Source organism: uncultured Flavobacterium sp. (assembly GCF_951805225.1).
In the GTDB taxonomy this organism is placed as follows: Bacteria; Bacteroidota; Bacteroidia; order Flavobacteriales; family Flavobacteriaceae; genus Flavobacterium.
In genome coordinates this window covers 3,072,514-3,085,245 of the sequence record NZ_OX638201.1, presented here as the reverse complement: position 1 = coordinate 3,085,245, position 12,732 = coordinate 3,072,514, and the positions used below count along the sequence as shown (strand labels likewise).

Genomic DNA, 12,732 nt, shown 5'->3' with positions numbered 1-12,732 from the left:
TCATTATGTTTTGATGCTTTGTTTGTGATAAAAAGAAGAAAATTAGTTTTCTTTATACTCCTCACGCAATACGCCAGGTTCGTCTTCTAATATTGTATCTCCACTTGGTTCTTCCAGACTTACACCAAACATTTCCATTATCATTTTTTCTTTTTCGGCACAGAGATCTAAACCTTCTAATTCTTTATTATTAAAACTTGTTCTTCGAAATACCTGACTAGGAAATGCAATGTAATCTTTGCTTTTACCATTTTTTACAAAAACCAAAATAATTTTAGGATAGGTATCTTTAATACCATTACGGCCTGTTATTGTGTATCTGGTAGTGATAAATTTATTATATATTACTTCGTAATAGTTAAAAAGAATATCTGAAATTTTATTCATTTGCTCCTCAGTGACCAAAGTCTTTGAGTCATGAAATTTTGATTTAATATAATTTCGTGGTTCCTTATCATCATTGTATTTTGGTGTCACAATATATACAGAATCATATTTAGAAAAGGGAAACATTTTTTTTCTTTCTACTAACGGGATTTTGAACAATGGCATTAGAGTGTCTTTTTCATGGCTTATTTCTAGAGGAGATGGAGGCCAACTCGGAAGTTTAGACAAATAGTCTAAATGTTTGTGATAAAAATCGCATTGTTCCTCACAATACATGTTATGAAGCTCAGCAAGTTTGTTTTTTTGAGCATTACTAATCGCAATAAATGAAATAGTCAGTAGAAGTGAGATGATTGTTTTTTTTACCATAGTTTGTAAGATTCTTTAATCTGCTTAAAGTTATTTAGAAGGAGAAGCAAGAGGTTCATACTTTGTTCTGATACCTAAATTATTAAAATATTTTTCTAAATCGTTGTACATATAATCATTTAAATCTAAATTTTCTATTTTTCCAAAAGACTCTTTTGTTTTGCATTCAAAACATATTTCTAAATACTCAAACACTTTACCATTCTCGTCAAAAAATAAAATAGCATTTCTTGGCAAATAACAACCTCTGATAATCTGTGAACAATTAGTATTTAATTTCGAACAAGTGTTATACACTATGTCTGATAATTTTTCTATTTGCGAAAGGTTTAAGGTTTTAATTTGGGTGAAATTTTCCAGAGAAAGTGAATCTAAGTTATTTCTTGGGAGTTCAATACCAATATTGTAATCCAGATTTGTTACAGTTATTCCGGTTTCTTTGTCATAAGTTTCGCTTGAAACTCTGGTCATACCATCAGAATTTAAATTATAGGATATGATTTTTATTTGGGAAGCTTTGTTAAAAGGATATGAATTTATTCGTTTTGAAAGATCAAATTTTGCAGAAGCTTTTTTTTGAGACTTGTTGTTTTCAAGTCCGGTTGTTTTAGAAACTTTATGTTGTGCGTTTACAATAATTGTAGTTAATAAACTCAGACACAAAATAGTTTTTATTATTTTCATAAAGTGATATTTTATCTATGTACTATCCCGGTATTTGTAAAAGTCAGTTTTATCTTTTTAACGTACTTTTTGCAAAGTAATCATCCTCAAATTCTTGTTTAGTTTTATAACGAAAAGTATTTCTGAAAGCTCCTTGTTTCAACTCTTTTAATTCGATCATGTAAAATGAATGATAGAGTATTGGCTTTTCTATTAAAACATAATCATTTCATTTGTTATTTCAACTTTTTCGGAAGGAGGAAAAGTATCTGATAATTCTCCTTCATAATGCCCATGTAAATTAGTTGTTTCTATAAAATAGTGTTGACTTTCTTCTGAAGATGTATTAATTGACTCTCTAGAAATTATTTTCCACATATTTTTTTCTTTTATGAAGTATAATGTATTCAATTTCAGATAATCGTCAAATCCATAATTATAGCTAATCTTGAGACCTTTTTCATTATGACTTTTGTATTTAAAATTTCCTTCATCTAAAGTTATATACCCCGCTAACTCGCTACGTGATCCGGACTTTTTATCAGTAAAAGTTCTCTGATTCCAAAATGCTATTTCAGAATATTTCCCTTTTTTATCTAAAATATTGATCGATATTCTTACAAACTCATCTTGTTGTGTCTTTTTTGCATAGCTTAATGCTTTAGCAAGATCTGAGTGAATAAAGCACGAATCTCCAACAGCTATTTCTCTTTTTAATAACAGGGTTTGTCTGCTTGAATCATCGAGAGCATAATCATTACTATGGCAAATACTCAATTTATAAATAACACTGTCCAGCTCTTTATCTATATAGGAAGCTTTTTTATAATCATGCTCTATATATATTGTATCAATTTTAAGTTTATTTTGCATTTCATAGGCTACATCTTGCTTTTTCGAATTTTTACAAGAAAAACAAATCAAGATCAGAAATAATATAAAATTATTTATGAAATTTTTCATACTCGAATATTGGTTTTAAAAGATTATAAATTTCGGTTCTTTCAGCTAAGTTGTATTGATTAAATTACAACTTTTGTTGATATACTAGTGAATCTTTTATGTATAATAATTTCTCTACCAGATTTCCGTTATCATTATAAATTCTTAGAGTATCAGTAAAATAACCGTCTTTAATTTGCATTTCATAATAAAGTTTTCCGTTTTTATGAAAGTCTTTTTCTAAGCCATTCCCATTTTTGAAATAAGTGGAATAAATTATTTCCCCATCCTTGTTGTAAATCTTATAGATGCTATCTCGTAAACCTTTTTTAAAATATTCTTCTCTATAAATATATTTTCTTTTTTTACTATAACTTAAAGAGTCATAATCAAAATCTCTTCTGGATATCCATTGCCCGGATTGTTTCCCATCTACTAGCTGACCAGTTCTGTCTCCAATATATTCATCTAATTCACTGATATAGTCTCCATGGTTTTGTGGTATTTTATAAAGAAATAAAGGTTGATATACAGGAAGATATTCTTGGCAAGAGTTACATTCAAAATAATGATTATTTAAATAGATTTTAGCTTTACCTATATATCCACCTTGTGTATTATCTATGTCCAGCGTAATGTTCTTAGTTTTGCAGCTAATAAATAGGCACAAAAAGAGTAGGTATTTAATAATTTTCATAATCTTTTCTCATTATTTTAATTTGATGATCTAAAAATTTAATTCTACCAGAATCAGAACGCATCAGGCGAAGTTTCATAACTTCGCCGATATTATTTTTTTGCGTAAATGTTTTGTGTTAAAAAGGAATTCTGAAAAGAGTATTTTTAGTTTTATCTTTTTAACGTATTTTTTGCAAAGTGATCATTCTCAAATTCTTCTTTAGTTTTATAGGTAAAAGTATTTATAAAAGCTCCTTGTTTTAAGTTTTTTACCTCGTATGAATCTACTTCTAAGTAAGTACTGTCATTAGGTTTATATCTATATCTTAAACACCAGCCATTTCCTGCATAGTAAACCAACGCATCTTTTTGATAAAGACGTTTTTCAAAAATTTCACCTTCTTTATTATATAAATGAAGAGTATCTGTAAAATAACCCTCTTTGGTATAAGCTTCAAAATAAATCTTTCCATCGCCGTAAAATTCTTTCCATAATCCTGTGCCCATTTTAAAAGTAGTTTCGTAGATCACTTTGTCATCATTATCAAACTGTCTAAAAATGCTATCACGTAGACCATTTTTAAAATATTCCTCTTTCCATATTCCTCCTTTGGCATATACATTTCCATTTTCATCAAAATCAGCATCACCACTTAGCCATTTACCTTCTTTAGAATCATCAATCCCAGTTTTGCCAAATCTGACACCGCCTTCCTTGAACCATTCTTCTGTTGGAGAAATTCCCAATCCGTTATTCTCTATTTTTAGTTTAGGAGGAAAATCTGAATCATATTTAGAGTGTAGATACATTAATGCCTGCGTAGTCCCCTTTATGGGATCTAATATTTTTTTTTGGTAAGATTTACATCCTATGAAGAATGTGTACATAGTCAAGAGTAACCCAAATAATTTAATAGTTTTCGATGTCATCACGCATGATTTTTATTTGATTATGAAAATAAACTAATCTGGAATTATGATAATCCATAATATTTTTAGTACTCCCCTGTTTAAACAATAAATAGTTTGAATGAATTTGATCAATAACAGAGTAATAATATTTTTTCGTTTCAATTAGAACTAATGAGTAATCAGAAGCTTTTAAGTTAATTTTATATTTATGTAATTGTATTTTATTTGTATGAATAGAATTTAATATTTGTAAAGTGCTTGTGTTTTCTTGTAAATAAGACGTGTTTTTGTCAATTTCATTTTTGCATACAGATAAATATTGGTCTTTTGTTTGTGTGTTTTTGCCAGTTCCTGCTACTATAGTTGATCCGGGTTGTCCTCTATATTCTCTTTCAATATTAGTCTTCAATCTTGTGTAATAACTTATTTTATATTGAAAATAAATATTAGTTTTCGTTATTTTTTCAATCAGAGTGCTTTTTTTTCCAATAATAGTTGTTAGGCTATAAATCTTATTTGTTTCACTATTCAATTTTAGAATCTTCGTTTCTATAGGAGGAATAAACTTTTCATTTTTTGTTCCATCAGGATTATTGACTGGCAATCCATTTCCTAAAATATTTTCTCTAGCAACTTTATATTCTTCTTTTTCCTTTGAATCATAAAATAAATGGGGTAAGCCTAACATATGACCAATTTCATGGGAATAAGTATCTTTGTTATTTGTATTGGTAGAATATACGATTAAAGCATAATGATTAAGAGGACTTGTACGGCTATATGCTCCCGTCTTTTCATCTGAAGATTCGAAATCAGATAAAATAATAATCCCGCCCTCATTGAATGATTTTCCGTTATTTCTCAATTTGTTTTTGTATTCTGATATTGTTATTTCATCCATTTCGTTTGCTTTATCAGAAAGTCCCAAATCTTTTTGATCATCTACTATTACCTCAGTTATAACGGGTTTTTTATTGCACTCTTTTTTTATAGGGTCCCAACTTTCTATCCTACAATTTCCGGTAACAGGATCAACATCTGGTTTTTGTTTAATAATGCTCCCAAAATATTTTTTTCTAGTCCAATCTTCCTTATCAAAAGCATAAAAATAATCATCGACCTTACTGGCATCCATAGCCTCAAAATTTTCAATCTCCACTGCATAACCTGCTTGGTTAAGAGAGTTATTGTTTAGATACTCTTTGATACCTGCATTTTTAAATTTTTTAAACAAGGCTTTTGCTTTCTCATTTGGATTTCCTTCATTTGATACCAAAGCTATAACCCTGAATTTTAGTTTCAATACTTTATTTTTCATCATGTTTAGACCGCCTATTTCACGTGGGCCTTTTGCACCAGTATGTAAAAAAAAGTATTTTTTGTCTAACGATTCTTTCGAGCAATTTATTGTAAGCTTGAGTTGTTCCTTAGCTACTATTTTTTTCTTTGTTGTTTTGTCGTTTTCATCCTTTCTTTCTTCTTCTCCGTCAATTTTAAAACTATAAAATTCATCTCCTGTAATAGATATATAATCGTCCTGACTTTCTCCTTCAAAAAAAACTTCCAGACTCAATGTGGCGGGCTGACCTGGTTTTAGTAAAACAAAAGGGATTTCGAAATGATTGTCAAAATTAATTAGGCCATAATTTTTCTGAATCGCTTGTATTGCAGCAGGTTTATCTTCGCCTATGGGTATTATGTTTCCTAAATCCTCAGCTGTGTTTCCTTTTTTATAAAAGTATTCTACTTCTCCAAAGGGCACACCTTGTATTTTTTGAATTTCCATTGTTTCAGGGTCGACATCTACCCAATCAAAACCAAATTCTCCGTTATAAGTTTCTAAAGTTCTGACTTTGGCATAAACCTTTGAAATCTCTTTTGGCTCTGAGGAGTAATCTCCAAATATAACATTTTTTGTTTGTGCTTGTTTTGAATCTATGATAGAAATTTCTCCGCCAAAACTACATTTACACTTAGAATCTTCTAAGAGTCCTTTATATTCAGTCTGAAGTACATTGTTTTTTGTGCCGCTCCAAGGTGCTTTAATATCTGGAACACATGGAGAAAATGGGGATGATCTAGTACAATTAACAAAATTTGGAAAAACAAATGATTTTTCATTTTCAGTAGCCATTAATTTATCCTGGATAAAAATTTTGGTTTGAGATTTAACATCCAGTGTACCATCTTTGGTGCCCATGGTACATTTGCATTGGGCACCGTTACATATATATTTTGCCATAATTAATTTATTAATACGTTTGCTCCTTTTATGGTTGTATCTTGTACTGCTTCTACATTTATGGCCATATTTGCTTTAATATTGATATTTGAGCTGGCATCTATGTTTACATTATCTCCTTTTAAATTAATGTTGCCGGAAGTGAATATGTTGACACCATTTTGTCCTAAAAGTTCAATTAAATTATTGGCATCTTTCTTTAATTGGATTCTGTTTTTTTCTAAAAGAATTGTGTCGTTTGAGTCCGTAAGTTTTATTTCTGCTCTTTCGTTACCACTCATTTCAAATGACAGCTTTTCGTTTTCATCGTCATTATATAAACGGGCTGAAATATTACTTGGTTCTATTAATAAACTGGTTCGTTTTTTACCGTTATCATCATTTAATTTTAGATTGGTAGCGCTTTTTGTCATTGTTAAAACCGAACCTTCTGTTACAACATTATTTTTAACCGAATTAAAAGTCGTTCTAAGACTATCAGGTGAAAAATGTGTAATTGCTAATGGGTTTTCTTTTTCATCAAAATAACTAATTTTAAAGTTTTTGTCTTTGTCAAACTCTATTTTAGCGACATCAAGAATTTTAGTTTCATTAGTTTCTGTTGCAGTATCCGTTTTTATATAACGGATATGCAGTTTATTACCATCGGCACTATAATCAAAAAATAACTTTGGATCATTTGTAGCTTGTATTCTTCCCATTAATCTGTCGACTTCAGAAAACTGAGAAACAAATGCTCTCGTTTCTACTCCGTCAATGATTGTAGCCAAAACCCAACTGTCTTTTTTAGGAATAGTAATAACTCCTTGTTCTACATCAAGAATCGAAGCTTTTAATCTCACGTTTTTAAGTATGGCACCATCGGCACGCATAATGTTTACAGTATAAGCATCTTCAGGATTGTGAAATGATTCTATTTCATTATTTATTTCGATGACTTTTGCCGCAAAAGTTTCAATAACCTGATTTTTATTGGCGACATCTTTTATTAGATCTGTTATATTTCCCATTTTTGTTTTTTTAAATTGCTTCTACTCTTCGTCCTATAAAAATCCTTTGTCTGTAACCGTTTTCTCCAAAACTTCTTTCCACTTTTTCGACCTGAAAAGTTCCATTTTTCTCTTTATCCTTTGCGTTTTCAAGAATCACTTTGTCAGTTGGTCGCACAAACGGCTCACCAAAAGTCAGGAAAGAACCTTCGAATCCGCTTGGTTTGGATTCCATTGCTCTCAAAGCAGCATATTGATACAATTCTGACGCAACTTCCGTGGTTACTTTTTTGAAAGCCGTTGGATCATTTGGCAAATCATCGGTATCGTTATGCAAAACATGAGTTTTTGTCAATTGTCCATTCGGATCACCTAACTCAATGTAAATTGGAGTGTTTGAGTTCTTAAAATATTTCTCAACTCGAGTGCGCGTGTTTTTTGTAGATTCGTTGACAACGACCAATTTGTCTTCGATAATATTATAACGAAATCTAAAACGTGCTTTTCCAGGGAAACTTGCGGAAATTGATTTTCCCGCTTTTTCCAATTGTGAACTTAAAATACTAAGTCCCTGATTGATTAATTTTTTGACAAGTGTTCCAGCCAACGGGCTTTTGATGAAATTTCGAGTAATAAAACCACCCAATTCAGCAAAAGTATGTTGTTGCGGATTATTGGTAATGGTAAGCACTGGACCAGTTTCTTCGGTTTTAAAATAAGTATAGATTCCTTTGTCTTTTAGCATTTCAAAAACCTGAGCCAGACTTTGGTTTCTGTTAACCAATATATTACCCAATTCTTCGTCAAGAGCATTTACTTTAAAAGGTAATTTTAGTTCTTTGATTCTTTTTTCGAAAAAAGTTTTAGGATTAAAATTCTCAACATTCGTGGTTGGGTTTGTTGCGACAAGATTCAGAACGTCATTTTTGTTTTGAACATCGTCATCTTTTACAGCTTTTACTTTTTTAAAAGCATACATTGTATCTTCACAAGTAATTGTAGCTGTTGTGATATCTGACTGAACTCCTGTGATATAACCTCTGAAAGCTGGTTTGTAATCGCCATCATATCCCAAGAATATTTCGATGAAATTTTCGACTTTAAAGAAATCATGTATTGTTTTTTCTTCACCGCTGGCATTTGCAAATAAGTTTTGGTCGAATCCTTTAGTATCCGTATATACTTTTTTGGGCATTACAAGAGTTGCCGTATCGGTCAGGGATTTGTATGAACTGTTTATGTCTACATTTTTGACATAAGTAAATTCATAATATTTAGGAGTTGGAATAAGTCGTATCGTTTCGTAGACTTTGATTCGTGCATTTAGTTTAAGCATTGTCTCTGATTATTAGTTCTACAGTTTCGTCTGATGTGGCGCTGGCAGTAAATTTTTGAATGTTTTTTGTTCCCGAAATTGAAGGAATCGAGTAGGAGTCGATCACTAATTCGTAAATACCAAAACGGTTCAAAATGGCGTGCGTTACTCTTAAAGAATAAGGTGCATTTAAGAATTGTTTCAATAAAAAAAGCTTTTCTTTTGGATATTCATCTCCGGTTTCATTCGCAATTAATCCTTCGATCGAAACGCTGAAATCACCATTTGTAATGTGCTCTTTTATGGTTGAATCTCTTCCTTCGATTCCTTCTTTTTTGATGACTTTTGAACGATTTAGATTTACGGTAACAGCATCGATTCGTAAACTTGGCAGATTAAGATCGCTTTTTGTTAGAGGTTCAAAAACTAAAGGTGCAAAGACTCTTAAGTTAAATTCGCCTCCGGTTTTGTCGATAATAAAATCTTTCGATTCAGATTCGTTATAATTAATACCAGTGTATTCCGGATCTTTGGTATCTAAAACTTCGTTTACATTAAAATTGAATTTCATAATGATTTATTTTTTGTTTTTTAATTTGAAAATGTTTGTGCAAAAGCGGTCATGAGAGTATTTTCCATTCTTTTCTCGTTGTGTTTTTGTAACCAAAGAGCTTCTTCGAGAAGTTTATAAAACTCATCCATAGAAAGTTTATAAGGATCTACCTGAAATGCATGCCTAATAAGTGCTGCCGATTTTTTGAATTCATCTTTTTGCGGAGTTGCATCTATTGAAAATTCGCTGTCTTTTTTTATCATGGCAACAATTGAATTTCCTGCAGAAAGCATGAATTCGTCATCATAATTTTCCTGATCAAGGACACATTCTTTAAATAAAAACAAGATCGCTTCATGCGGATTGTCTTTGTATATATTTTGATAATTTAAGAAGGTGTTGAACGAAGGTTTTTTGCAATAAGTAGTTGTTAATTCGTCCGCTGAGGTAAGTTTTAATACACTTCCGTATTTTTCTTTTAGATTTTGTATGGCTGTTTCGTCTGGCATTTTTTTGTTTTTTAGCGGTTTTGTCTTTTTGTTTTTTTGCAGAATTAAGCTTTGTATTTTTCGAATATTAGATATTAGAATCTTTGCTTTCTTTTTTAATGGCTTCGGTCAGACTTTCGCTTTTTTCGGATACACTTAAAGGCGCGATGTTAAAGCTTTCTATAAAAATGCTTGCTTCTGATGCTTGCATTAAAGGATTTTTGAAATTACTCATGTCTGGTGTTTTAGGTGTTTCTCCTAAATCTTTTGGTGTATAATCCATGATTCGCTTATTGTTTTAATTGTTAATATGATGATTAGAATTATGTGTATAGTTGAGGTATCCACTTTCTGAAATATTCTGAAAGCAGGAGTTTTTTTGTGCCTTTTCGGCAAACTAATAGTTGGAATTAGAGTATGTAAAAATACGGCAGAAGTGTCTGAAAAACGAAAAATTGGAGTTGTGTTTTCAGTAGTTTCAGTAGAAAACAAATTGATATTAAATAATTGTTAATTAAGTGTTTGTTGTTGTTTTTGTCCGATTTTTTGGAGAGGGCTTAATCACCGATTTTTTGGATTAGTCAAACCAGGTTTTTCGTGTCAAAAAAATACGCCAAAATCGAGAAAAGGTATTTTACTTTTCAATCGATTTTGGCGTAAGCTTTAGATTAATATTGCTTTTAAATATTTATTTTCTAATGTGAAGTTTAATTTAATTTCACCCACGCAGACCATGTTCCATTGTTGCAATTTCGAACATAAGTATTAGGAACTGTTCCCATCGAAATATAGGTTTGAGTACCATAATCTCCGGCATCATCTGTTTTGCAACTTGTTAACATTCCCCATGATGGAGAAGTATCAGGAGCAAATTCACTTTGATAATTTACCTGACAAGTATTAACAGAACTTCGTCTGTAGCTTGTAAATAAAGTGTTTAGATTCGTAATACTTTTATAGGGAACATCAGGAACGCTTATTTTTTCCCTTACTCCGCCATGAGTTTCCCATAATATTCCGTTCAAATCACGTTCGATTGCCCCATTTTGTGGAGTAGTAGTCAAATTTCCATTTGGGATTATCAAGGAAGGGGTTGAACTAGTACTTCCCGGTGTTGTTAAAAAATCTCCTTTTAATGCCAGAGTTCCAGATTGGTTTGGAATTAAAAAAGTTCTGGAAGTTGTTAAATTATCAGTATTTAACTCTGCCTGAATAGTTGATCGACCAAATTTTATACCTTTTGAGCTTATGTCTGTTCTAAAGTCACCGATAGAATTTTGGCTAATTACTACTCCATCTGGCAACGTCATTATCGTATTGTATGCTGAACCAGAAGGCTGTTTTAAAAAGATAACTCCAGAGTCAAATAATACAGAACCATTAAACCATTTACTACCGTTTATAGTTTGATTTCCAGATGTTTTTACGTTGTCTAAATTTGCAATTGTAACAAAAGCTGTAGTAGCTAATTGATCACCGACTGTTCCCGATGCGAGAGTTGGAGCTGTTGGGGTTCCTCGAAATGCTGGTGAATTAATCGGTGCATAATAGGTAGAAGATTGTCCACCAAGATTTATTGCATTATTTGCCGTTCCTGTTGTATCTTGATTTAATATTGGAAAATCACTCGCCGTTGCAATTACAGGAACGCCGGTCGCAGTTGTGTTTTTCAAAATACCGGTTGGTAATTCTGAAAGTAAAGTTCCGTTGATTCCTTTTACAGTTAAAGTTGTTGAACCTGTTGCATCACCTGTATGGGTTGCATTTGATACTTTTGAATTTAATTGTGTCTGAATGCTGGACGTTGCATCATTAAACGCTTGCTGATTTGCAGATTGAAATTTCTTTGTTGCTGTTTCAGTGATTTGGTCAGCTGTATAGTCTCCGGTTTGAGCTGTAATAGCACCATTTCGACCAAAAACGGTTGTTACATCACTAGTTGGTGTAAGTAATTCTTGCCAATCTGATAATAGTGTTGGATTTTTACCTTTTAAGATAAAAGATTTATTTAAATCAGATCTTACTGCTATGTCTCCGGTTTGTACAGTTAAAGCCAGCATTTCAGCTTCTGAAGCAATTACAAAAGTATCATTTATAGTTATCGAAGGAATTTGTGAAGAGATCAGTTTTCCGTCAACATCAAGTCCGGCATATCCGTTTGCAATATTTTTATTGATTGTATTTTCAGGAGTAAATCCCAGAGAAGCTTGTTTAGCATTCCAAGTTGCTTTTTCAGCATCTGTTACAAATCTATTATTAACATCCTGAGCGATAATACTTGGCGGATGATTTGCAGGATGTGCATAATTAACGAGTGTTGCAAGACGATTAATTTCTGAATCAGCAAGTAAACTTTTTCCAGTAGATTTATCTACTTTGGTATTTTGCAAAAGTTTTCCCATTTCGGCAGTCAAAGCTTTGGTTGTTCCGCCAGTTGTCAGATCATTTACTAAAATTGAGTTTAATGAAGTTTGAACGACTTCAATAGCATCAACAATTTCCTGAAGTGTGTTGAGGTTTAGATTGTCTGAAACCAATAATGTATTTATATTATTGATTTGGTTTTGCAGAATCACACCTTGTTCAGCACTTAAAAGTGAAGTAGAACCACCGGAAACCAAGTCATTTATTATGTCTAAATATTGACTTGCCAATTTTGTAAAACTGTTTAATGGAGCATATCCATTAGAAACACCTTTTTGAGTTCTATCTTCTTTAGCAGCAAACAAAGTAGTATGAGCCGCTAGATCAAGTTTGTGGCTTTCGAATTGTGATTCATCTGTTTTCGAATCCAGTGCACTTTTCAGATTGGTTACACTGCTTTGTGGTATTGCTTCATCTTTATGCCAAAAGCTTTGCCAGGAATTCCAAAATTGTGTTTGAGTTGGTTTGTTGCCAGTTTTAAACCAGCCTAAAATGGTATTAATACTTGTTGCCATATTATATTGAAATTGATTACGAAATTAAATTGTAGATTTTGAGAAACTCGAATTTTTTGAGTATCGCTTTTATACAGAATGTACTTTGATTTGAGAGTGTAAAAATACAATTGAAGTGTTTGAAAAACGAAAAATAAGAGGCTCTTTTTCAGTAGTTTCAGTAGAATTCTGATTGTGTTTCGCACCTCTTGTGATAATTACACATTACTACAAAACCACAGCAAGAAGATGTTTTTTTACCTTCCAATGCTGTGG

Annotated in this window: 12 protein-coding genes; all 12 read right to left on the bottom strand. The window is 31.6% G+C overall.

The window, feature by feature from the left end; genetic code table 11:
• Nucleotides 1–42: 42 nt before the first annotated feature.
• The 12 genes from WN975_RS12280 to WN975_RS12225 all read right to left on the bottom strand — a co-directional run bounded on the left by WN975_RS12280 (nt 43) and on the right by WN975_RS12225 (nt 12,477).
• A complete protein-coding gene (locus WN975_RS12280) occupies nt 43–756 on the bottom strand; it encodes a hypothetical protein (RefSeq protein WP_337966788.1) in 714 nt (237 codons plus the stop codon).
• Between the two features lie 30 nt (nt 757–786).
• Nucleotides 787–1,440, bottom strand: a complete 654-nt coding sequence (locus tag WN975_RS12275; protein ID WP_337966787.1) for a hypothetical protein — start codon at nt 1,438–1,440, stop codon at nt 787–789.
• Between the two features lie 192 nt (nt 1,441–1,632).
• Nucleotides 1,633–2,382 (bottom strand): hypothetical protein, encoded by a 750-nt coding sequence (locus WN975_RS12270; protein ID WP_337966786.1) that lies wholly within the window; start codon nt 2,380–2,382, stop codon nt 1,633–1,635.
• A 64-nt stretch (nt 2,383–2,446) separates the two neighbouring features.
• Nucleotides 2,447–3,058: a hypothetical protein gene (locus WN975_RS12265; protein ID WP_337966785.1), complete on the bottom strand. Its 612-nt coding sequence runs from the start codon at nt 3,056–3,058 to the stop codon at nt 2,447–2,449.
• Nucleotides 3,059–3,210: 152 nt separating this feature from the next.
• Nucleotides 3,211–3,969: a hypothetical protein gene (locus tag WN975_RS12260; RefSeq protein ID WP_337966784.1), complete on the bottom strand. Its 759-nt coding sequence runs from the start codon at nt 3,967–3,969 to the stop codon at nt 3,211–3,213.
• Nucleotides 3,950–6,193 (bottom strand): PAAR-like protein, encoded by a 2,244-nt coding sequence (locus WN975_RS12255; protein WP_337966783.1) that lies wholly within the window; start codon nt 6,191–6,193, stop codon nt 3,950–3,952. The genes WN975_RS12260 and WN975_RS12255 overlap by 20 nt, the downstream gene beginning before the upstream one ends.
• 2 nt (nt 6,194–6,195) lie before the next feature.
• Nucleotides 6,196–7,203 carry a hypothetical protein gene (locus WN975_RS12250; protein WP_337966782.1) on the bottom strand — a complete coding sequence of 336 codons (1,008 nt, stop codon included), beginning with the start codon at nt 7,201–7,203 and terminating at the stop codon, nt 6,196–6,198.
• A gap of 10 nt (nt 7,204–7,213) precedes the next feature.
• On the bottom strand, nt 7,214–8,518 hold the full coding sequence (locus tag WN975_RS12245; protein WP_337966781.1) for a hypothetical protein: 1,305 nt from the start codon (nt 8,516–8,518) through the stop codon (nt 7,214–7,216).
• The gene (locus tag WN975_RS12240; protein WP_337966780.1) at nt 8,511–9,068 is read right to left on the bottom strand and encodes a DUF6046 domain-containing protein; all 558 of its coding nucleotides are present in this window, start codon (nt 9,066–9,068) and stop codon (nt 8,511–8,513) included. Before WN975_RS12240 ends, WN975_RS12245 begins: the two co-directional genes overlap by 8 nt.
• A gap of 20 nt (nt 9,069–9,088) precedes the next feature.
• Entirely contained in the window at nt 9,089–9,559 is a 471-nt protein-coding gene (locus WN975_RS12235) for a hypothetical protein (RefSeq protein ID WP_337966779.1), read from the bottom strand.
• A gap of 67 nt (nt 9,560–9,626) precedes the next feature.
• A complete protein-coding gene (locus tag WN975_RS12230) occupies nt 9,627–9,821 on the bottom strand; it encodes a hypothetical protein (protein ID WP_337966778.1) in 195 nt (64 codons plus the stop codon).
• 424 nt (nt 9,822–10,245) lie between these two features.
• Nucleotides 10,246–12,477 carry a pyocin knob domain-containing protein gene (locus WN975_RS12225; RefSeq protein ID WP_337966777.1) on the bottom strand — a complete coding sequence of 744 codons (2,232 nt, stop codon included), beginning with the start codon at nt 12,475–12,477 and terminating at the stop codon, nt 10,246–10,248.
• Nucleotides 12,478–12,732 lie beyond the last annotated feature (255 nt).